This window comes from Weizmannia sp. FSL W8-0401 (assembly GCF_038009125.1).
GTDB lineage: Bacteria > Bacillota > Bacilli > Bacillales > Bacillaceae_C > Weizmannia > Weizmannia coagulans.
Genome location: NZ_JBBPAG010000001.1, coordinates 1174798 through 1196147 on the forward strand (window position 1 = coordinate 1174798; position 21350 = coordinate 1196147).

The window sequence follows — 21350 nt, forward strand, 5'->3', positions numbered from 1 at the left end:
CTTGCAATCGAAAGTCAAATTGAACAGGAGGTGGCCACATGCCTTTAACGCCTTTAGATATACATAATAAGGAGTTCAGCAAAGGGTTTCGCGGCTATGATGAAGATGAAGTAAATGAATTCCTTGACCAGCTGATAAAAGATTATGAAATGCTGATCCGCGAAAAGAAAAACCTGGAAGATAAAGTGGCGTCGTTAAACGAACGGCTGAGCCATTTTACTTCCATTGAGGAAACTTTAAATAAATCGATTGTTGTTGCCCAGGAAGCGGCGGAAGAAGTAAAGGGCAATGCCCAGAAAGAAGCGAAGCTGATCATCCGCGAGGCGGAAAAAAATGCAGACCGGATTGTCAATGAAGCCCTTTCGAAAGCAAGGAAAATTGCGCTCGAAATCGAAGAGCTGAAAAAACAGTCGAAAGTCTTCCGGACGCGCTTTAAAATGCTGATTGAGGCGCAGCTTGACCTGATTGATAGCGATGACTGGGAAAAGCTGATGGAATTTGAAGTCGATACTACGGAGTTTGAACTGGAAGAAGAAGAAGCAAATCAAACTTGACGAATCCGAAAACGGTCCACTATAATAGAGTACATTCAATACTGTATACGAAAAAACGATGACAGGGCAGTAGGGTTGTGAAAGCTTTCCAAGCGAACCGGGGACAGTGCGAGCCCGGCAAAGCGCGCAACCTGAACATCCCCCTTGAGTTCTTGCCTTGAACGCCGAAAAGGCCAGTAGAGTTAAGCGGGACCTTCCACGTTACGGATGTCGAGCGGGCATATTGGATGCCTACTAGGGTGGTACCGCGGGAACCTTCTCGTCCCTATTTTGGGGATGGGAAGGTTTTTTTATTGGATTTTTGGCAAGGCTGAACATAACGAAAAATTCAAAATACAATATGCAAAAGGCAGGAGGATCAGCATGGATTACAAAGATACACTTTTAATGCCGAAAACGGATTTTCCGATGCGTGGAAATTTGCCGAAAAAAGAACCGAAAATCCAGGCAAAATGGGAAGAAATGGATATTTATCATAAGGTGATGAAACGCACGGAAGGAAGGCCGCTGTTTGTGCTCCACGACGGGCCTCCGTATGCAAACGGCGATCTCCATATGGGCCACGCCCTGAATAAAACATTGAAAGACATCATCAACCGGTTCAAATCGATGACGGGTTACCATGCCCCTTATGTACCGGGCTGGGATACGCACGGGCTACCTATTGAGCAGGAACTGACAAAAAAAGGCGTAGACCGGAAATCAATGTCGGTTGCCGAATTCAGGAAACTGTGCGAAAAATATGCCCATGAGCAAATCGATCGCCAGCGGACAGCGTTTAAACGGCTCGGCGTGCGCGGCGACTGGGAAAATCCGTATTTAACGCTCCGGCCCGCATATGAAGCCGAGCAAATCAAAGTATTCGGGGAAATGGCGAAAAAAGGCTATATTTACAAAGGCCTGAAGCCGGTATACTGGTCCCCTTCCAGCGAATCCGCGCTTGCGGATGCAGAAATTGAGTACAAAGACATTAAATCGCCATCGATTTATGTTGCGTTCGACGTAAAAGACGGAAAAGGCGTGCTTGACACGGACACAAAAATTGTCATCTGGACGACGACCCCTTGGACCATTCCGTCAAACCTCGGCATTGCCGTCAATCCGGAGATCAACTATGTGGTCGTAAAAACGGACGGCAACAAATATCTGGTTGCCGAAGCCCTGCTTGAAGAAGTAAGCAGCGTTTTGGAATGGGAAAACGCGGAAGTCGTTCAAACGGTTCCGGGGAAAAAGCTGGAGTACATTGTTGCAAAACATCCGCTGTACGGTCGCGATTCGCTCGTTATGCTCGGAGACCACGTCACAACCGACAGCGGGACCGGCTGCGTCCACACCTCACCTGGACACGGGGAAGATGACTTTCTCATCGGCAAAAAATACGGGCTTGATGTGATTTGTGCTGTAGATGACAAAGGCATGATGACAAAAGACGCGCCCGGTTTTGAAGGGCTGTTTTACGACAAAGCCAACAAACCGATCTGTGAAGCACTGGATCAGGCAGGTGCGCTTTTGAAACTGAAGTTTTTAACGCACTCGTACCCGCATGACTGGCGGACGAAAAAACCGGTAATTTTCCGGGCAACATCGCAATGGTTCGCATCGGTTGACATGTTCCGCGATGACATTTTGAAAGCCGTTGAAGAGGTCAACTGGACGCCTGTTTGGGGCGAACTCCGGATGCATAACATGATCCGCGACCGCGGCGACTGGTGCATCTCCCGCCAGCGTGCATGGGGCGTGCCGATCCCTGTTTTTTACGCGGAAAACGGCGAAGCGATCATCACGGAAGAAACCATCCGGCATGTGTCCGACCTGTTCCGCAAACACGGATCAAACGTCTGGTTTGAACGGGAAGCGAAAGACCTGCTTCCGGAAGGCTTTACGCACCCGGCGAGCCCGAACGGTGTATTTAAAAAAGAAACGGATATTATGGACGTCTGGTTCGATTCCGGTTCTTCCCATCAGGGCGTGCTGGCTGCACAAGAAGGCTTGAAACGGCCGGCTGATTTGTACCTTGAAGGTTCCGACCAGTACCGCGGCTGGTTTAACTCGTCGCTCATTACCAGTGTGGCGGTAACAGGGCGCGCCCCGTACGACGGCGTTTTAAGCCACGGGTTTGTGCTGGACGGCGAAGGCCGGAAGATGAGCAAATCGCTCGGCAATACGATTTTGCCTGGCAAAGTGGTTGAACAGCTGGGGGCTGACATCATCCGCTTGTGGGTCGCTTCCGTTGACTATCAGGCAGATGTCCGGGTTTCCAATGAAATTTTAAAACAAGTGTCCGAAGTCTACCGGAAAATCCGAAATACGTTCCGGTTTATGCTGGGCAATCTGAACGACTTCGACCCGGCCCGGCACCAAGTTGCCTATGAAGAGTTGCGCGAGGTCGACCGGTTTATGCTTGTCAAATTGAACAAGCTTGTAAAAGAAGTGCGGGAAGCTTATGAACGGTACGAGTTTGCCACGATTTACCATGCGGTGAACAATTTCTGCGCCACAGACCTCAGTTCGTTCTATATGGATTTTGCAAAAGACGTGCTGTACATCGAACTTGCAGACAATCCGGAACGCCGTGCGATGCAAACCGTTTTGTATGAATGCCTTGTTGCCTTAACCAAGCTGTTGTCGCCGATTTTGCCGCATACAGCTGATGAAGTCTGGCAGTATATTCCGGGTGTCGCGGAAGAAAGCGTCCAGCTGACCGATATGCCGGAATATGTGGATTTGCCGGATGCTAGTGCGCTTGAAGAAAAATGGAATGCGTTTATGGCGCTCCGGGGAGACGTTTTAAAAGCATTGGAAGAAGCGCGAAATGCAAAAGTAATCGGGAAATCGCTGACGGCAAAAGTAACCTTGTATGTGAATGAGGAGACGAAAGCACTGCTTGACAGCATTTCGGAAAGCAAAAAGCAATTGTTCATTGTATCGGGATTTGAAGTGGCAGGCGCCATTGAAGACGCGCCGGAAAATGCGCTGAAGCTTGAACACGCGGCTATTGTCGTCGAAAAAGCGGAAGGCGAAACATGCGAACGGTGCTGGGTTGTAACGCCGGAAGTCGGCCTGGACCATGACCATCCGACGCTCTGCCCGCGCTGTGCACAAGTTGTGAAAACATTGATGCGGGAAGTGTGAAGCTTTAAGCCGGGGCTTGCATGAAGACATGCAGCGCCGGCTTTTTTAAGGCCATTGCCGGCGCTGGATTTTTAACTGGCAAAAACCGTTTGCCGCTGCATGATTTTGTTACTTTTAGAAATCGTTTTCCCGCAAACAAGCCTTGCCTGCGGGAATGCTAAAACCAACAAAGAAGCGGGGAGGCTGTTGGAAGATGCGTAAAGATCCGAAAATTTGGCTGCAATCGCTACGGGCTGAATTATCCGTGTACGAGGCGAAACATGAGCTTGTGCAACATCTGGTTCAGGAGGAACTGAAAGAGATTGAGGCGGCATTGGACGGGTTCCACGGCACCCGGAAAGTTGCCCCGGGCCTTGCGGAAATCCCTTCCCTGTTGCCTGCGGACCGGCAAACCATCCTGTCATACGGCAAAGTAACCGTCCCGTATGATCTTATTCACTAGAAAAGGGCATTGCTTTTGCGCAACTTCAATCAGCAAGAATCCGCCTGAAAAAGCAGGCAGGAACGGGCGGACCGGGATCCGGCCGTCCGTTCTTTTCACTGTCTGCTGTTTATGCTAAAATGCAGGAAGAAATATATTCCGGGCCAGGCGGCATTTTGCGCCTGCCGTAAACACAGGCGGAGGAAAAGCGATTGGTTATTTTTTATTATGCGGTTGCACTCATTGTGGTCATCCTGGACCAGCTGGCAAAATGGCTCGTTTTAAAAGGGATGGCGCTCGGGGAAAGCATTGAAGTGATTCCGGGTTTCTTTTTTCTCACATCGACGCGCAATACAGGCGCTGCCTTCAGCATACTGGAAGGGCAGATGTGGCTGTTTTATCTCATCACCCTGGTTGTCATTGCCGGCATTCTTTATTACATACAAAAATACGCAAAAAACAGGACGCTGCTTGGCACGAGCCTCGGCCTCATATTAGGGGGGGCAATCGGCAACTTTATTGACCGCCTGTTCCGCGGCGAAGTTGTTGATTTTGTCCATTTGCGTTTCGGCAGCTACGATTTTGCCATTTTTAACGTGGCGGACGCCAGTTTAACGATTGGCGTTGTACTGTTGCTGATTTCAATGCTTTTGGAAGACAGAAAGACAAAGGAGAAAACCGATGGAAAAAATGGATCACACCATTCTTGAACACGAAGCAAATGAACGGCTTGATAAAATTGTCTCATCCATCCGGGAAGAATGGTCGAGATCACAAGTCCAGCAATGGATTAAAGAGGGCGATATTACCGTAAACGGCAAAAAAGAAAAAGCAAATTACAGATGCCAGGCAGGGGACCTGGTTGAAATTGAGGTGCCGGAGCCGGAATTGCCGGATATTGAACCGGAAGACTTGCATCTTGATATATATTATGAAGATGCCGATGTGCTTGTCGTTAATAAACCAAAAGGCATGGTTGTCCATCCGTCAAACGGGCATTTTACAGGGACGCTTGTAAACGGCCTGATGTACCACTGCAAAGATCTATCGGGCATTAACGGCGTGCTCCGCCCTGGGATTGTCCACCGGATCGACAAGGACACATCCGGGCTGTTAATGGTGGCCAAAAATGATTACGCGCACGAAAAGCTGGCGGCACAGCTCAGTGAAAAAACGGTGACCCGCAAATATTTTGCGCTTGTCCACGGCAATATTCCGCATGAAGCCGGCACCATTGACGCCCCGATCGGAAGGGACCCGGCTGACCGCCAGCGGATGGCCGTGGTCGATAACGGAAAAGACGCGGTGACCCATTTCCACGTGCTGGAACGGTTTGACCGGTATACATTTATCGAATGCCGGCTTGAAACGGGGCGCACCCACCAGATCCGCGTCCATATGAAGTATATCGGCCATCCTTTGGCAGGCGACCCGAAATACGGGCCGAAAAAAACGATTGATTTCGGCGGCCAGGCGCTCCACGCCGGGGTACTCGGTTTTTGCCACCCGCGCACCGGCGAAACGCTCACATTTGAAGCGCCGCTGCCGGATGATTTCGCGCATCTTTTAAACACAATGAGGCGCGGTTTGTGAACATCACGGTATAAAAAATATTGACAAACGGATGAAAAACGGGTAAGGTAAAAATAACTTCATAAGCCTTTTAAAAACAGTCCCGTGAGGCTGGCAAGGGAACGTTCATTTTACAAAGCCTTCCTGCCTTCGGTGCGGAAGGCTTTGATTTTTCCCGGGAGGAGACACCATGGCCCAAAAAGCGGTAGTAATGGATGAAATCATGATCCGCAGGGCGTTGACGCGGATCGCCCACGAAATCATTGAACGGAATAAAGGCATTGAAGACACGATGCTCATCGGGATTAAAACGCGCGGCATTTATCTCGCTGATCGCCTGGCGGAAAGGATTGAGAGAATCGAAGGGCGCAAAGTCGAAGTCGGCGAGCTGGACATCACGCTGTACCGCGATGATTTATCGAAAAAAACGGCAGACGGCGAACCGGAAGTGAAGGGCGCGAACCTGCCATCCAGCATCACCGGTAAAAAGATCGTGCTTGTCGATGATGTGCTCTATACAGGCAGGACAGTGCGCGCGGCGATGGACGCGCTGATGGATATCGGCCGCCCGAGCCGGATCCAGCTCGCGGTGCTCGTTGACCGCGGCCACCGGGAATTGCCGATCCGCCCCGATTTTATCGGGAAAAATATCCCGACGAGCCAGTCGGAAAGAATCGTTGTACAATTGACGGATGTGGACGGGCGGGACCTGGTCACAATCCATGATGTGTAATCCTTTTAAGCAAGCCCTGTGAGGTTTGCAAAGGAGTTTTGAAAGCCCCTTTGCACTCTCGCGGCAAAGGGGCTTTTCCATTGAAATGAATACGGAACACCTTTTAACTGCAAGTCCGGAGAGGCTTGGAAGGGTGCCGGCCGCGCAAGGCTTTTGACATGCCGTGCGTGCCATTTCACGCACCCTGCCATCAGCAGGGTGCTTTTTTGGGTTAAAAACAAAGGAGGATGGAAAATGCAGCATTTTCTGACGATATCCGATTTGGGCAATGAGGAAATTTTGGAACTTCTGGATGAAGCCGATGCCTTTTCAAAAGGGGCCGTATGGAAAGCACCGGAGCCGGTTTTTGCAGCCAATTTGTTTTACGAGCCGAGCACGCGGACAAAATGCAGCTTTGAAGTGGCAGAACGGCGGATTGGCCTTGAGCTGCTTCCGTTTGAAGTCGGGGCTTCAAGCGTGCAAAAGGGTGAGACATTGTACGACACCGTGAAAACATTGCAGTCGATCGGCGTCAAACTTGTTGTGATCCGCCACCAGGAAGATGAATATTACAAGCAGTTCGCCGGAAATATGGCGCTTTCGATTGTCAATGCGGGAGACGGCAGCGGCCAGCATCCGTCCCAGAGCCTCCTCGATCTGCTGACGATCAAACAGGAATTCGGCGGCTTCCGCGGTTTAAAGGTGTGTATCATCGGCGATATCGTCCACAGCCGTGTTGCCAGATCAAACGCCGAAGCATTGAAAAAGCTCGGTGCCACCGTCACTTGTTCGGGGCCTACAGAATGGTTTGACCCGACCATGCATCTCCGGTACGTCCCGGTCGATGACGGCGTAGCGGAGGCGGATGTCGTCATGCTGCTCCGCATCCAGCATGAACGCCATAAAGAAACCGCCCATCTGACAAAAGAAGCGTACCACCGTGCATTCGGCCTGACGGTGGAACGGGAACGGATGATGAAACCGGGCAGCATTATTATGCACCCGGCGCCGGTCAACCGCGATGTCGAGATTGCAAGCAGCCTTGTGGAGTGCAGCCGGTCGCGGATTTTCAAACAAATGGAAAACGGCGTGTTTGCCCGGATGGCGATTTTAAAAACGATTTTACAGAAAGAAAAAGCGGTTTTCCAGACAGCTTGAAAAATGAAGGTTGCTATGGAGCGGGATTTTAACAAAAAAGAAAAGGTGGTTTGCCAAGTGGACTGGTTGATTAAAGGCGGAATGGTTTTAGATGAAAAGGGAAAACCGGCAAAGCGGGATATCCGGATCAAAGATGGAAAAATCGCGGAAACCGGTCCGGAACTGAAAGAAGCGGGCGAGCAGGTATATGATGCAACCGGGCTCACGGTTCTCCCCGGGTTTGTCGACTTGCATGTGCATTTGCGGGAACCGGGGTTTGAACAGAAAGAAACGATCCGCACCGGGACAATGGCCGCGGCAAAAGGCGGGTTTACAACGATAGCTGCGATGCCAAACACCAAACCGGTTACCGACCGGCCGGCGCGCCTTTTATCCCTGCAGGAAAAAATCAGCCGGGATGCGGTTGTGCGCGTCCTTCCTTATGCTGCAATTACCCTTGATGAAAAAGGCGGCGAACTCGTGGATTTTGCCGGCTTAAAAGCAGCAGGCGCCTTCGCGTTCACGGATGACGGCGTCGGCGTGCAGGAAGCGGGGCAGATGCTGGCTGCGATGGAGCGGGCAAAAGCACTCGGCATGGCGGTCGTTGCCCATTGTGAAGACAATTCGCTTACCCGGGGCGGGTGCGTGCATGCCGGATCTTTTGCGGCGGCGCACGGGTTAAAAGGGATCCCTTCCGTATGCGAGTCGGTGCAGATCGCCCGCGACGTGCTGCTTGCAGAACATACAGGATGCCATTACCATGTCTGCCATATCAGCACGAAAGAATCCGTCCGGGTTGTCCGTGACGCAAAACGGGCCGGCATTCCGGTGACAGCGGAAGTAACACCGCACCATTTGCTCCTTTCTGAAGACGACATCCCGGGCCCTGATGCCAACTGGAAAATGAACCCGCCGCTCCGGTCGAAAAGAGACCGCGATGCCCTTATTGAAGGCCTTTTGGACGGCACGATTGATTTTATCGCCACTGACCACGCCCCGCATACCGCGGAGGAAAAAGCAAAAGGCATTGAACAGGCGCCATTTGGCATCACCGGATTTGAAACAGCTTTTCCGCTTTTATATACACATTTTGTTGAAACCGGCATATTTACGCTAAAACAGCTTGTTGACTGGATGACAATAAAGCCGGCTAGCGTGTTCGGACTTCCATACGGGACGATGAAAACCGGGGCACCCGCCGATATCACGGCAGTTGACCTGGGGGAAGAAAAAACAATTGACCCGGATCGCTTTTTATCGAAAGGAAAAAATACCCCTTTTTTGGGGCGTGTATGCAAAGGCTTCCCGCAAGCCACATGGGGAAGCGGAAAACTGGTATGGGAAAAGGAGCTGGCATTGAAATGAAAAGGCAACTGATCTTGGAAGACGGCACTGTTTTTAGAGGGGAAGGTTTTGGCAGTGCAAAAGAGGCTTACGGGGAAATCGTTTTTACAACCGGGATGACCGGCTACCAGGAGACATTAACCGACCCGTCTTTTTACGGCCAGATCGTCACTTTCACCTACCCGCTCATCGGGAACTACGGCATCAATTGGAACGATTTTGAAGCAGCTAAGCCGTATGTGAAAGGGGTCGTGGTGAAAGAAGCGGCTTCGTACCCGTCAAACTGGCGGAGCACTTTAACGCTCGATACCTTTTTAAAAGAAAAAGATATTCCCGGCATATCCGGCATTGATACCCGCAAACTGACAAGACAAATCCGCGCTTTCGGTACGCTCAGGGCCGCCCTGTGTGCCGAAAACGAAGACCCGGCAGCTGTTGTCAAACACCTTCAAGCCAAACGTGCCGTTCATGATGCCGTTGCAAGAGTATCCACAAAGAAGCGTTACGAAATGGAAGGGCCCGGCAAACATATTGCCCTTGTCGATTTCGGCGCGAAAAAAAGCATTTTAACCGAACTTTCAAAACGAAACTGCCGCGTTACCGTGCTGCCGTATGATACAACGACGGCGGACATTTTACAGCTTCAGCCGGACGGGGTGATGTTGTCAAATGGCCCCGGTAACCCGAAAGATGTGTCCTGTGCGGTTGATATGGTAAAAGGAATACTCGGGAAAGTGCCGCTTTTCGGGATTTGTCTCGGGCACCAGCTGTTTGCGTTAGCATGCGGCGCCGATACGTTCAAATTAAAATTCGGCCACCGCGGGGCGAACCATCCTGTGCAGGACATCCAAACGGGGAAAACGGTGATCACCTCGCAGAACCACGGCTATGCAGTCGATGAAAAGTCGCTTGCCGGAACAGGCCTTATCGTAACGGAACGGGCGTTGAACGACGGCACGATTGAAGGGCTGGCACATCGCAAATACCCTGCTTTTACTGTCCAGTACCATCCGGAAGCATCGCCGGGCCCGCACGATTCGAACCCGTTATTCGACAAATTTTTAACCATGGTTGAAAAACAAAAGGAGGAACAAACCTATGCCAAAACGCACTGATATCGAAAAAATTCTTGTGATCGGATCCGGCCCGATCGTGATCGGCCAGGCTGCTGAATTTGATTACGCTGGCACGCAGGCCTGCCTTGCTTTAAAAGAAGAAGGGTATCATGTCGTTTTGGTCAATTCCAATCCGGCAACGATTATGACCGATACGGAAATGGCGGATAAAATCTATATCGAACCGCTCACGCCGGCATTTGTCGCCCGCATCATCCGCAAAGAACGCCCGGATGCCCTCCTGCCGACGCTTGGCGGCCAAACCGGTCTCAACATTGCAATGGAACTGGCGAAATCCGGCATCCTTGACGAGTACGGCGTCGAAGTGCTCGGAACAAGGCTTGGCGCCATTGAGCAGGCGGAAGACCGGGAAGCGTTCCGCGAACTGATGGGAAAACTTGGCGAACCGGTACCGGACAGCATGATCATCCATACACTTGAAGAAGCTTACCGGTTTATCGAAAAAACGGGCTACCCGGTCATCGTCCGACCAGCTTACACGCTGGGCGGAACGGGCGGCGGCATCTGCTGTAACGAAGAAGAGCTGATCGAAACCGTGTCAGGCGGATTGCGCCAGAGCCCCGTCCACCAGTGCCTGCTTGAAAAAAGCATTGCCGGTTTTAAAGAAATCGAATACGAAGTGATGCGCGACAGCGAAGACCATGCCATCGTCGTCTGCAACATGGAAAACATTGACCCGGTCGGCGTCCACACCGGCGATTCGATTGTCGTCGCCCCGAGCCAGACGTTAAGCGACAAAGAGTATCAGATGCTGCGCAATGTATCATTGAAAATCATCCGCGCCCTCGGCATCGAAGGCGGCTGCAATGTGCAGCTCGCGCTTGACCCGGACAGTTTTCAATATTATGTAATCGAAGTCAATCCGCGCGTCAGCCGTTCATCCGCGCTCGCTTCGAAAGCAACCGGATACCCGATTGCGAAACTGTCAGCAAAAATTGCAGTCGGGCTCACGCTGGCCGAGATGAAAAACCCGGTCACCGGCACTTCTTACGCCAATTTTGAACCGGCGCTTGATTATGTTGTCACAAAAATTCCGCGTTTCCCGTTCGATAAGTTTGAACAGGCATACCGCAGGCTCGGCACGCAAATGAAAGCAACGGGCGAAGTGATGGCGATCGGCCGCACTTTTGAAGAATCGTTGTTAAAAGCGGTACGGTCGCTTGAAATCGGCGTCCATCATTTGGAACTCGGGGAAGCATCCGGTATGGACGTGATGGAAAAACGGATCAAAAACGCCGGCGACGAACGCCTTTTTTACATCGCAGAAGCGCTAAGAAAGGGTGTCACGGTCGGGCAGCTGCATGACTGGAGCAAAATCGACTTGTTTTTCCTTCATAAGCTGGAAAACATCATCCGCTTTGAAAACACGCTACGGGAGGCGCGATGGGACAAAGAGGCGGCCCGGAAAGCAAAAGAAATGGGCTTTGCCGATAAGATGATTGCCAGGCTGTGGAAAGCGGCAGAAGAAAACGTGTACGCATGGCGCAAAGAAAACGGCATTTTGCCGGTCTATAAAATGGTCGATACATGTGCCGGCGAATTCGCATCAGAAACGCCGTATTTTTACGGCACATATGAAGAAGAAAACGAATCGGTTGTGACAAACAGAAAAAGCATCATTGTCCTCGGCTCCGGCCCGATCCGGATCGGCCAGGGAATCGAGTTTGACTATGCAACTGTCCATGCGGTTTGGGCAATCCAGGAAGCCGGGTACGAAGCGATCATCATTAACAACAACCCGGAAACCGTCTCCACCGACTTCAGCATCTCGGACAAGCTCTATTTTGAACCGCTGACGATTGAAGATGTCATGCATATCATCGATTTGGAACAGCCGGAAGGGGTTGTTGTCCAGTTCGGCGGCCAGACGGCGATCAATCTCGCGGAACAGCTCGCAACACGCGGCGTGCGCATTCTCGGCACTTCGCTTGAAAATCTTGAGCGTGCCGAAGACCGCGACAAGTTCGACCATTTGTTAAACCGGCTCGGCATCAAACGCCCGCTCGGAAAAACCGGCACTTCGGCGGAAGAAGCCGCCCGAATTGCGGCTGAAATCGGCTATCCGGTGCTCGTGCGCCCGTCGTTTGTGCTCGGCGGACGGGCGATGGAAATCGTCTACCATGAAGAAGACTTGCGCCAGTATATGAAACATGCGGTGAAAGTCAGCCCGAACCAGCCCGTTTTGATTGACCGCTATGTGACAGGGCAGGAGTTTGAAGTCGATGTGATCGCGGACGGCCGGGACATTTTAATCCCGGGCATCGTCGAGCATATTGAACGGGCCGGCGTACACTCCGGCGACTCGATCGCAGTCTATCCGCCGCAGCGGCTTTCCGATGCATTAAAAGCGGAAATGGCGGAGACGTGCCGCAAGCTTGCTTCAGAGCTTGAAATCAAAGGGTTGATGAACATCCAGTTTATCGTCTCGCACAATGAACTCTTTGTTATTGAAGTGAACCCGCGCTCAAGCCGGACGGTTCCGTTTTTAAGCAAAATTACCGATGTCCCGATGGCAAAACTTGCGATGAAAGTGATTTTGGGCGAATCGCTTGAAAACCTCGGCTATGGCACTGGCCTGAGGCCGGAAAAAGCGGAAGTGTTCGTGAAAGTGCCGGTTTTCTCTTTTGCAAAATTGAAGCGGGTGGAACCGACACTCGGCCCGGAAATGAAATCGACGGGAGAAGTGATGGGTTGCGACCGTACATTTGAAAAAGCGCTGTACAAAGGACTCGTTGCAGCAGGCATGAAGCTTTCGCCGGATGGCAGCATCCTGTTTACGGTTGCCGATAAAGACAAACCGGAAGCCCTGCCGCTTGCAAAGCGCTTTGTCGAGATCGGTTTTACTTTAAAAGCAACGGCGGGGACGGCAAAATTTTTAAGGGAAAACGGCCTGGCTGTCGAAGAAGTAGCAAAAATCGGCGGCGACGGGGAGACCGTGCTCGACTCGATCCGGAGGGGCGATGTGCAATTTGTCCTGAACACGATCACAAAAGGCCGGCAATACGAACGTGACGGGTTCCGGATCCGCAGGGAAGCGGTCGAATGCGGCATCCCGTGCCTGACTTCGCTTGATACGGCAGCGGCCATCGTGTCCATTTTGGAATCGATGAGTTTTTCGATCATGCCGATGGTGCAGGGGGCAAAGCAGGCGGTGCACGCATGATCCAGGAATATATGACCGTGAAAAGCAACCGGCTGATTGCACAGGATATTTGGGAAATGGTGCTTGCCGGCAGTTTGGTCCGGCAAATCGCCCGCCCCGGCCAGTTTGTTCATGTCAAAGCGGGAAGCGGGTTTGACCCGCTCCTGCGCCGCCCGATCAGCATCGCGGCGGTGGACCGCAAAAACGGCGCGCTCACCTTGTTGTACCGGGTACAGGGAAAAGGAACGCGCCTGATGGCAGAAATCGCACCCGGCGCACGGCTCGATGTGCTCGGCCCCCTTGGCAACGGGTTCCCGGTGGACGCGCTTCGCCCCGGGCAAAAAGCGCTCCTTGTCGGCGGCGGCATCGGGGCCCCGCCGCTGTACGAGCTGTCCCGGCAACTTAAAGCAGGCGGCGTTGAAGTCCGCCACGTGCTCGGATTTGAATCGGCAGCCCACGCTTTTTACGTGGAGAAGTTTTCAGCGCTTGCCCCGACATCTGTCGCAACAGTGGATGGTTCATGGGGGACGAAAGGGTTTGTAACGGATGTACTGGCAGCGGAGAATTGGGCGTTTGACTGTTTGTACGCATGCGGCCCGGCTGCGATGCTGCGCGCATTGGAAGCGGCATACCCGGCGCGGCACGGCTTTTTCTCGCTTGAAGAACGGATGGCATGCGGAACCGGTGCTTGCTACGGTTGCGTTTGCCGCCCGAAAAATGACCCGGCCGGCACCGCTTCGAAAAAAGTATGCAGCGACGGACCTGTATTTGAAATGGGGGAGATCATAATATGACCGAATTACCTGAACACCATCCCGAAAGACGGGGCATAAAGCGCCGTGTTCTCCCGGATTTGCGCGTCGAACTGCCGGGCTTGTCCTTGAAAAATCCGGTCATGCCGGCATCGGGCTGCTTCGGTTTCGGGCGTGAGTACAGCCGTTGGTATGATTTGAGCGAACTGGGCGCAATCATGATTAAAGCGACAACAAGGGAACCGCGCTTCGGCAACCCGGTCCCGCGGATTGCGGAAACAGAATCCGGCATGCTGAATGCAATCGGCCTGCAAAATCCGGGGCTGGCAAGTGTGCTTGCGGAAGAGCTCCCGTTTTTACAGGCATATGATGTCCCGGTCATTGCAAATGTTGCCGGCTCCACTTTTGAAGATTATGTCTACGTTTCAGACCATCTTTCAAAAGCGCCGAATGTGCACGCGCTTGAACTCAACATTTCCTGTCCGAACGTGAAATCCGGCGGCATCGCGTTCGGCACCGATCCGGAGATGGCGTTTGAACTGACACGGCAAGTAAAAGCTGTCTCGGAAGTGCCGGTGTATGTGAAACTTTCCCCGAATGTCACTGATATTGTGGCGATTGCCAAGGCAGCAGCATCCGGCGGTGCCGACGGGCTCACGATGATCAACACACTCCTCGGCATGAAAATCGATTTGAAAACGGCGCGCCCGGTTCTCGCCAATGAAACAGGGGGGCTTTCCGGGCCGGCCGTCAAACCGGTTGCCGTCCGGATGGTTTACGAGGTGAGCCGGGAAGTGGATATCCCGATTATCGGCATGGGCGGCATCATGACGGCGGAAGATGCAGTGGAATTTTTATACGCCGGCGCTAGTGCAGTCGCAATCGGCACCGCGAATTTTATTGACCCGCTTGCCTGCCCGCGCATCATCCGCGAACTGCCGGCGGTGATGGAACAGCTCGGCGCCGGAAGCATTCAAGACCTGATTGGAAGGAGCCACAAGCAGCATGCATAAACCGATCATCGCCCTTGATTTCTCGTCGGAAGAAGAAGCGCTCGTTTTTTTACAGCAGTTTGGCAGCGAGCCGCTCTATGTCAAGGTAGGAATGGAATTGTTTTACCAGGCCGGCCCTTATTTGATTGCTGCCCTGAAAGAAATGGGGCATGACATTTTTCTTGATTTAAAGCTGCATGACATTCCGAATACAGTGAGGCGGGCAATGAAAGGGCTAGCCCGGCTTGGAGCGGATATGGTGAACGTCCATGCCGCCGGCGGTTCGGAAATGATGAAAGCCGCTTTGGATGGTTTGGAAGCCGGCACCCCTGCATGGAAAAAGCGCCCGGCGATTGTCGCGGTAACACAGCTAACAAGTACTTCGGAAACGCAAATGCAAAAAGAACAAGGTATTTTAAAACCGCTGCGCGAATCAGTGCTGGATTACGCTGTGCTTGCTTATGATGCGGGGCTTGACGGCGTTGTCTGCTCCGCTTTTGAAGTCCCTGATATTACGGCGCGGCTCGGCGGGGCGTTTTTGAAAGTGGTGCCGGGCATCCGGCTGGCCGGGGATGATGCTTCCGACCAGAAACGCGTCGTTACACCGGCGAAAGCGAGGGAACTCGGTTCGACCGCAATTGTCGTCGGGCGTTCGATTACGAAAGCGCCCGATCCGTACGAAGCTTATGTAAAAGTGAAACAACAATGGGGGAACGAATAATGGAAAAATACATTGCCGGACAATTGCTTGACATTGAAGCTGTTTTTTTAAAACCCGGTGAACCTTTTACATGGTCATCCGGAATCAAATCGCCAATTTACTGCGATAATCGCATTACATTGTCCTATCCGAATCTGCGGAAAGAAATCGCCATCGGACTGAAAAAGCTGATCGAAGCACACTTCTCGGAAACGGAAGTAGTAGCAGGCACGGCAACTGCCGGGATTGCCCACGCCGCTTTTGTCAGTGACCTGATGAATTTGCCAATGGTATACGTCCGTTCGAGTGCAAAAACACACGGCAAGGGCAACCAGATCGAAGGTCGGGTTTCCACCGGGCAAAAAGTTGTCGTTGTCGAAGATTTAATTTCAACTGGCGGCAGCGTGCTCACCGTTGTCCGCGCATTGCGGGAAGCCGGCTGCGAAGTGCTCGGCGTTGTCTCGATTTTTACGTATGAACTTCCGGCCGGGGCTGCAAATTTTGCGAAAGAAGGCATCACCGCTTACTCCTTATCGAATTACTCCACGCTGCTTAAAGTTGGCGTGGAAAAAGGGCTGATCCGGGAAGAAGACTTGGCGACACTCGAGGAATGGCGACGGGAACCGGAAAAATGGGGGAAATCCAAAAAGGGCTGAACAAGATACTTTGGTTTGCTATTAAAATATGGCAAAAGTAAGCTTACTGTTGTTTCAGAGAGGCATTTAAAAGAACAAATGGAGTCATGGGACTGGAGCAATTGTCCTTTTGGAGCATTCAAAAGGACAAAAGGAGCCGTAAACCGGAGCAAAATGTCCTTTTGGAGTATTCAAAAGGACAAAAGAACTCGTGAACCGGAGCAAATTGTTCTTTTGGAGCATTCAAAAGGACAAAAGGAGCCATGAACCGGAGCAAAATGTCTTTTTGGAGTATTCAAAAGGACAAAAGAACTCGTGGACCGGAGCAAATTGTCCTTTTAGAGCATTCAAAAAGACAAAAGGAGCCCGTAGACCGGAGCAATCGTCCTTTTGGAGCATTCAAAAGGACAAAAGGAGCCATTGACCGGAACAAAGTGTCCTTTTGGAGTGTTCAAAAGGACAAAAATAACGGGGGAACAGAGCATATTTGGTCTTTTTGAAGTGTTAAAATACCAAATGCTTTTCCCCCGGTAGAATTTGTAATTCATAAGTTTGTGATCATCAATTACTCATAGTAAGACCACCTTCCACCTCTGAACTTATTAAAATTTTTTGCCAGTATCCTGCTCACCCTTTTTTTCGAGTCCACAATCCTGCACCAGTCAAAAATATCATTTGTTGTAATCTTCCGCTCTGGAAACAGCATCCGAAATTCTCTGACACTGCGGAGGACCGCGGCCTCAACAGATTCAGCATGTCCACAATCCTCACAAATCATTGAACGCCCTTTTACCGCACAGGAAAAAGAACTACAAGTGTCGCACACAATGCCTTTCCGCAATTGATCATACTCATATTTCGGCAAATGAAGAAAAGACGATTCTTCTATATGCAGCGAAGATAGCTTTTCTGCCAGCCTTCTATGCTTTCCGCTCAGCTTTGCAGAAATTGCATTCAAATCTTTCATATACCGTTTTAACTGATTCGGAAAAATAAATGGCGCACTTAGGGGTGCCTGGTACAGGGTAAATTCGGGGTTTACAAAAACAACGGAAGCCGAGACCGGCATATTGAAACCGAGCGAGAGAATCAGCTGCCGGAAAAGCGATTCGCAACGTTTGACCTGAAGCAGTGGGTTGTTGATTTCAGACTTATTATTTTTTGTAAAAATCCTGTCCCGCTCGTAATAAAAATCCCCTTCATAATTTTTCACTTCAAACAGGTAAATGGTTTCGCCGGTAATCATGAGGGCATCAATCTGGAACGTAGCATTGTTGCAGGAAAGGCGCAAATCATTCAGTACAAAACAATCACATGTAAGCGCTCCTGTTAAAGAGTCAAAATACCGCTCGCCTTCGTCACCTTTTTCCAAATTCCGTAGATACTGAAGGTCTTTTTCATGGAGTTTCATCCGGCTGCTCAGCGACTTTAAAAGAGCATACTCAAGTGAAGTTTTCCTTTCCTTGAAAAGCATCGTTCACATCCTTTCTAAAATTCAGACTTCATACCCATTATAAGCAACTTTTTGTATAATATAAATATCAATTTTCGCAGGTGAGCAGATGAAAAATTTACGGATTGAGCAAACAAGTGAAAGAATAAGCGATCAATTCGGAATGGGCATCGTAGAATTTCTTATCAGCCAGACGCATCTCGCATCAAGGCTGAACAGTGCCAAGTCAGAAACGATTAAAAGGAATCCCGGCTATTCAAACGGGGACATCGCGAAGTCTTATATCGGGCTGCTTTGCCTTGGGAAAAATAAGTTTGCTGAAATTGAACCGTTGCGGAGCGATTGTAATTTCCGTACCTTTTTAAAATTGGAAAGAGTTCCCTCGCCGGCTGTCCTTGAGCACCGCCTGGATGAAGCAGCTTTATCAGAAGAATGGAAACAGATCATCCTTGATGAATCTCTTCACCTGCTTCGCAAGGCTGGTGCACCTATCAACCCGGTGACCATACAAGGCAAAAGTTTTATCCCGGTAGATGTTTCAACGCCGTTTGCTTTTATTGGAAAGGAAGGGTACTGCCTTTCCTTTGGACAAGAAACGAGCGTGACGGTCCGTGCTGCTGAACAATTGGCGGAAGGGCCTTTCCTTTGGCGGCTCGAGGCAAAAGAAGGATCCGAAATGATGGAAAAATTGTTGGACCGTAACATTGATTTTGTGATCAAACTGCAGACAGATGCCGGCACCTGGATGGAAACTGCACGGAAATACGGCACATGCTCAACCGAACGGGAAGGAAAAAACGTTTACTTTGGGTCTGTTGCGGAACCCATTACGGCAGCCGGGGCAAAAAAACCAGCCTATTATGTTTTTAAACTCATTGAAACAACCATTGATAAAAACGGGCAAATCCTTCTGATTCCAGAGTATGAAGCAGATGTGTACATGACAACGCTCGATACCCCGCCGGAAGCTGTGCCAAGGCTTTACGGCGAACACCTGAAAGCCTGTAAATCACTGAGACGGGAATTTATGTTTGATCTTGGTTTTAAACAGCCGCCTTCCCGGAATAAAAAAACGAATGCGCTTGCCCTGCATTTTGGCATATATGCTTACAACCTGCTCCGCTTTGCCAGCCAGGGGAAAATCCGAGCAAAACGAATCCGTGATGCGATCAGGGAACTGCCAAACATGGTGATTAAAGAAGTGGAAGAATAGCATTTTCTATCCTGAAAATATGCGCCGGCTGACTTTCACTCTTCTGCTGGTACCGCATTCATTGCGGCATGGGCGTCTAATAGCATTTTCTTGCCGTTCCTCAGGCCCGGCCATTGCGATGGAAAAATGGAGCGGGCCACAAACTTCTCCCTGTTTCACTTGAATGCCATTAGAATGTTCCACGTCACGCCTGCATGAATATAAGGGCGGGAGTGGGCTCTGCGTTCAGGCACCATCCGTTATACAGCGCAAACAGCAAGGGAAATCCCATCCCACCAGCGTTGTGCCATTCAAACTGCAAAAAGGAACACTTGTCGATAGCGCAATTAAAATGAATCCCCGTCCGCTGACATTGTGCAATCCAACCAGTATTACGACAACGCAAACAGCAGGGATCCGTCACCCGTTCCGCCTGTAAGCAAGCGGCGTCATCTCCGTTTTCCGTTTGAACAGCCGGTTGAAATAGGGGGTATCCGCAATGCCGACGTCAAGGGCAATTTCTTTTACGCTTTTATTGGAGTAGCGGAGCAGCCTTTTCGCGGTGTTGATCCGGAAATGGATTAAGTACTCAATCGGGGGGGATGCCGATGTAGTGCGTGAATTCCTTGCTGAGCTGGTACTTGTTCAGGCGGCACACCCGTTCCAAATCCTTTAGGGTAATTGAATGGCAAAAAAAGAAGCGATCATCCGAAATTATGAAACCGCAAAACAGCGGTATGCCGAAATCGGCGTGGATACAGATGCGGCGCTTGAAAACTTGCAAAAGATTAAAATCTCGCTGCACTGCTGGCAGGGTGACGATGTCCGCGGCTTTTTAAATCCGGATGGCGACCTGACCGGCGGCATTATGGCAACCGGCAACTACCCGGGGGCGGCACACACGCCTTCCGAGCTGCGCAAAGACCTGGAAAAAACATTTTCTCTGATACCGGGCAAGCATAAATTGAATCTGCATGCCATTTATGCGGACACGGATGAAAAAATCGACCTTGACACCATTGAACCGAAACATTTTGCTTCGTGGGTGGACTGGGCAAAAGAACAGGGGCTCGGCCTTGATTTTAACCCGACATTTTTCTCGCATCCGATGTATAAAGACGGTTTTACGCTCGCCTCCCCTGACAAAACAGTGCGGGATTTCTGGGTGGAACACGGGAAAAGGACGCGGAAAATTGCCGAGTATTTCGGAAAAGAAACAGGGCAAACGAGCATCAATAATTTCTGGATTCCGGACGGTTATAAAGACAATCCGGTAGATACGCTCGGTCCGCGCCGGCGTTTAATGGAAGCGCTCGATGAAATTTTTGCGGAACCGCTCAATCCGGCTTATACGGAAGATGCGGTGGAAAGCAAATTGCTCGGTCTCGGTGCGGAAGCCTATACAGCCGGTTCCCATGAGTTCTATATGGGCTATGGCATCTCAAGAAACAAACTGGTCTGCCTTGATGCCGGCCACTTCCATCCGACAGAAGTGATTTCCAATAAACTAAGCGCCCTTTCTCTCTTTAGCAAAGGGCTTATGCTCCATGTCAGCCGCCCGGTGCGCTGGGACAGTGACCATGTCGTCATCATGGATGATGAATTGGCGGCAATCGGCAGGGAACTTGTCCGCAACAGTTTCGTGCCATTCTCTTAAAAAATTATATGATGAAATGAAAATGCCGGCATTCCAATTGCTTGATAACTCGGTGTCAAAGAAGAAGACATCCCGAATCTCGCAAAAGTTGTGTATGCAGATGTGTATACGGGCGGCAACCCGCGCGGCATAAGCGTGGAAGAAATCGAAGCATTGTACAAATCCATGCTGCATGATCCCAGTGAAAGCCTAGGGTAAAAAACGGGTGGTCCTGGAAAACGGGCCATTCGTTTTTTTTATAATATTATCGTATTATAGTAGTAACGTTATTTTTTGGAGAAGGGAGTTTTCCAGTTGAAAATTGCTTTTATTGCCCATGATAAAAAGAAAGAGGAAATTGTAAACTTTGCGGTTGCCTATGAGCCGGTATTCGACGGCCATGAATTGTACTCGACCGGCACAACCGGCAAGAGGATTATGGAAAAAACCAATTTGAAAATTACCCGCTTCAATTCTGGCCCGCTCGGCGGCGACCAGGAAATCGGCGCAATGATTGCCAAAAATGAAATGGATCTCGTTTTCTTTTTCCGTGATCCGCTCACGGCCCAGCCGCACGAACCGGACATTACCGCTTTACTCCGTCTTTGCGATGTCTATTCGATTCCGCTTGCCACCAACATGGGTACAGCTGAACTGCTCGTCCAGGGCTTAATGCGCGGCGATTTAAACTGGCGCATGATTGTGCATGAAAAGGAGAAGAAGAACAAGGGGGAATAAGAATTTCCGCCATATTCCATGCCAGCTTCCGGTGAAGGAAAATTAGGATTTCCGCATTTTGGGAATCCTTTTGGTTCCCCCGTCATTGGATTGGAATGCCAG

The 21350-nt window shown here is 50.7% G+C and carries 18 protein-coding genes, 2 pseudogenes and 1 other annotated feature; of the genes and pseudogenes, 18 read left to right on the plus strand and 2 right to left on the minus strand.

Going from position 1 to position 21350, the window contains the following annotated elements; genetic code table 11:
- The first annotated feature begins 38 nt into the window (after positions 1-38).
- From NSU00_RS05520 to pyrE, 14 genes are all read left to right on the plus strand, one after another.
- Positions 39-554 (plus strand): DivIVA domain-containing protein, encoded by a 516-nt coding sequence (locus NSU00_RS05520; RefSeq protein ID WP_237349154.1) that lies wholly within the window; start codon positions 39-41, stop codon positions 552-554.
- 49 nt (positions 555-603) lie between these two features.
- Positions 604-824 (plus strand) — a binding site (T-box leader).
- 93 nt (positions 825-917) lie between these two features.
- On the plus strand, positions 918-3686 hold the full coding sequence (gene ileS / locus NSU00_RS05525; protein ID WP_340703522.1) for an isoleucine--tRNA ligase: 2769 nt from the start codon (positions 918-920) through the stop codon (positions 3684-3686).
- A 193-nt stretch (positions 3687-3879) separates the two neighbouring features.
- Complete coding sequence (locus tag NSU00_RS05530) at positions 3880-4128, plus strand: hypothetical protein (protein ID WP_013858995.1); 249 nt, start codon at positions 3880-3882, stop codon at positions 4126-4128.
- A 191-nt stretch (positions 4129-4319) separates the two neighbouring features.
- Positions 4320-4817 carry a signal peptidase II gene (gene lspA / locus NSU00_RS05535; protein ID WP_340703523.1) on the plus strand — a complete coding sequence of 166 codons (498 nt, stop codon included), beginning with the start codon at positions 4320-4322 and terminating at the stop codon, positions 4815-4817.
- Entirely contained in the window at positions 4789-5700 is a 912-nt protein-coding gene (locus NSU00_RS05540; protein ID WP_013858997.1) for an RluA family pseudouridine synthase, read from the plus strand. Before lspA ends, NSU00_RS05540 begins: the two co-directional genes overlap by 29 nt.
- A gap of 169 nt (positions 5701-5869) precedes the next feature.
- The gene (pyrR, locus tag NSU00_RS05545) at positions 5870-6412 is read left to right on the plus strand and encodes a bifunctional pyr operon transcriptional regulator/uracil phosphoribosyltransferase PyrR (RefSeq protein ID WP_017552910.1); all 543 of its coding nucleotides are present in this window, start codon (positions 5870-5872) and stop codon (positions 6410-6412) included.
- A 234-nt stretch (positions 6413-6646) separates the two neighbouring features.
- Complete coding sequence (locus NSU00_RS05550; RefSeq protein ID WP_340703524.1) at positions 6647-7549, plus strand: aspartate carbamoyltransferase catalytic subunit; 903 nt, start codon at positions 6647-6649, stop codon at positions 7547-7549.
- 15 nt (positions 7550-7564) lie between these two features.
- Positions 7565-8893, plus strand: a complete 1329-nt coding sequence (locus NSU00_RS05555; RefSeq protein WP_340703916.1) for a dihydroorotase — start codon at positions 7565-7567, stop codon at positions 8891-8893.
- Positions 8890-9987 (plus strand): carbamoyl phosphate synthase small subunit, encoded by a 1098-nt coding sequence (locus NSU00_RS05560; RefSeq protein WP_340703917.1) that lies wholly within the window; start codon positions 8890-8892, stop codon positions 9985-9987. The genes NSU00_RS05555 and NSU00_RS05560 overlap by 4 nt, the downstream gene beginning before the upstream one ends.
- Positions 9971-13171: a carbamoyl-phosphate synthase large subunit gene (gene carB, locus NSU00_RS05565; protein ID WP_013859002.1), complete on the plus strand. Its 3201-nt coding sequence runs from the start codon at positions 9971-9973 to the stop codon at positions 13169-13171. Before NSU00_RS05560 ends, carB begins: the two co-directional genes overlap by 17 nt.
- Positions 13168-13944: a dihydroorotate dehydrogenase electron transfer subunit gene (locus NSU00_RS05570; RefSeq protein ID WP_017552915.1), complete on the plus strand. Its 777-nt coding sequence runs from the start codon at positions 13168-13170 to the stop codon at positions 13942-13944. The genes carB and NSU00_RS05570 overlap by 4 nt, the downstream gene beginning before the upstream one ends.
- Complete coding sequence (locus tag NSU00_RS05575; protein ID WP_013859004.1) at positions 13941-14915, plus strand: dihydroorotate dehydrogenase; 975 nt, start codon at positions 13941-13943, stop codon at positions 14913-14915. Before NSU00_RS05570 ends, NSU00_RS05575 begins: the two co-directional genes overlap by 4 nt.
- Complete coding sequence (pyrF, locus tag NSU00_RS05580) at positions 14908-15615, plus strand: orotidine-5'-phosphate decarboxylase (RefSeq protein WP_340703525.1); 708 nt, start codon at positions 14908-14910, stop codon at positions 15613-15615. The genes NSU00_RS05575 and pyrF overlap by 8 nt, the downstream gene beginning before the upstream one ends.
- Positions 15615-16250 carry an orotate phosphoribosyltransferase gene (pyrE, locus tag NSU00_RS05585; protein ID WP_340703526.1) on the plus strand — a complete coding sequence of 212 codons (636 nt, stop codon included), beginning with the start codon at positions 15615-15617 and terminating at the stop codon, positions 16248-16250. Before pyrF ends, pyrE begins: the two co-directional genes overlap by 1 nt.
- Positions 16251-16794: 544 nt before the next feature.
- On the opposite strand, the gene NSU00_RS05590 is transcribed toward pyrE, so the two are convergent.
- Entirely contained in the window at positions 16795-17703 is a 909-nt protein-coding gene (locus NSU00_RS05590) for a nuclease-related domain-containing protein (protein ID WP_340703527.1), read from the minus strand.
- An 88-nt stretch (positions 17704-17791) separates the two neighbouring features.
- Here NSU00_RS05590 and NSU00_RS05595 point away from each other — a divergent pair, with 88 nt between their 5' ends.
- Positions 17792-18895, plus strand: coding sequence for a transposase (locus NSU00_RS05595; protein ID WP_340703528.1), 1104 nt, complete (start codon positions 17792-17794; stop codon positions 18893-18895).
- A 399-nt stretch (positions 18896-19294) separates the two neighbouring features.
- On the opposite strand, the gene NSU00_RS05600 is transcribed toward NSU00_RS05595, so the two are convergent.
- A complete protein-coding gene (locus NSU00_RS05600) occupies positions 19295-19468 on the minus strand; it encodes a helix-turn-helix transcriptional regulator (protein WP_340703918.1) in 174 nt (57 codons plus the stop codon).
- Positions 19469-19559: 91 nt separating this feature from the next.
- On the opposite strand from NSU00_RS05600, the pseudogene NSU00_RS05605 reads away from it, so the two are divergent.
- The 3 genes and pseudogenes from NSU00_RS05605 to mgsA all read left to right on the plus strand — a co-directional run.
- Positions 19560-20519: pseudogene (locus NSU00_RS05605) on the plus strand (L-rhamnose isomerase); the annotation flags it as partial.
- A gap of 72 nt (positions 20520-20591) precedes the next feature.
- A pseudogene (locus NSU00_RS16045) lies at positions 20592-20729 on the plus strand (hypothetical protein); the annotation flags it as partial.
- Between the two features lie 96 nt (positions 20730-20825).
- Positions 20826-21248, plus strand: coding sequence for a methylglyoxal synthase (gene mgsA, locus NSU00_RS05610; RefSeq protein ID WP_013859011.1), 423 nt, complete (start codon positions 20826-20828; stop codon positions 21246-21248).
- Positions 21249-21350 lie beyond the last annotated feature (102 nt).

What these genes read in the sequence shown, in the direction of transcription:
- NSU00_RS05520 (WP_237349154.1), top strand. Translation starts at nt 39, where the DNA reads ATGCCTTTAACGCCTTTAGATATACATAATAAGGAGTTCAGCAAAGGG.
- ileS (WP_340703522.1), top strand. Translation starts at nt 918, where the DNA reads ATGGATTACAAAGATACACTTTTAATGCCGAAAACGGATTTTCCGATG.
- NSU00_RS05530 (WP_013858995.1), top strand. Translation starts at nt 3,880, where the DNA reads ATGCGTAAAGATCCGAAAATTTGGCTGCAATCGCTACGGGCTGAATTA.
- NSU00_RS05540 (WP_013858997.1), top strand. Translation starts at nt 4,789, where the DNA reads ATGGAAAAAATGGATCACACCATTCTTGAACACGAAGCAAATGAACGG.
- pyrR (WP_017552910.1), top strand. Translation starts at nt 5,870, where the DNA reads ATGGCCCAAAAAGCGGTAGTAATGGATGAAATCATGATCCGCAGGGCG.
- NSU00_RS05550 (WP_340703524.1), top strand. Translation starts at nt 6,647, where the DNA reads ATGCAGCATTTTCTGACGATATCCGATTTGGGCAATGAGGAAATTTTG.
- NSU00_RS05555 (WP_340703916.1), top strand. Translation starts at nt 7,565, where the DNA reads ATGGAGCGGGATTTTAACAAAAAAGAAAAGGTGGTTTGCCAAGTGGAC.
- NSU00_RS05560 (WP_340703917.1), top strand. Translation starts at nt 8,890, where the DNA reads ATGAAAAGGCAACTGATCTTGGAAGACGGCACTGTTTTTAGAGGGGAA.
- carB (WP_013859002.1), top strand. Translation starts at nt 9,971, where the DNA reads ATGCCAAAACGCACTGATATCGAAAAAATTCTTGTGATCGGATCCGGC.
- NSU00_RS05570 (WP_017552915.1), top strand. Translation starts at nt 13,168, where the DNA reads ATGATCCAGGAATATATGACCGTGAAAAGCAACCGGCTGATTGCACAG.
- NSU00_RS05575 (WP_013859004.1), top strand. Translation starts at nt 13,941, where the DNA reads ATGACCGAATTACCTGAACACCATCCCGAAAGACGGGGCATAAAGCGC.
- pyrF (WP_340703525.1), top strand. Translation starts at nt 14,908, where the DNA reads ATGCATAAACCGATCATCGCCCTTGATTTCTCGTCGGAAGAAGAAGCG.
- pyrE (WP_340703526.1), top strand. Translation starts at nt 15,615, where the DNA reads ATGGAAAAATACATTGCCGGACAATTGCTTGACATTGAAGCTGTTTTT.
- NSU00_RS05590 (WP_340703527.1), bottom strand. Translation starts at nt 17,703, where the DNA reads ATGCTTTTCAAGGAAAGGAAAACTTCACTTGAGTATGCTCTTTTAAAG.
- NSU00_RS05595 (WP_340703528.1), top strand. Translation starts at nt 17,792, where the DNA reads ATGAAAAATTTACGGATTGAGCAAACAAGTGAAAGAATAAGCGATCAA.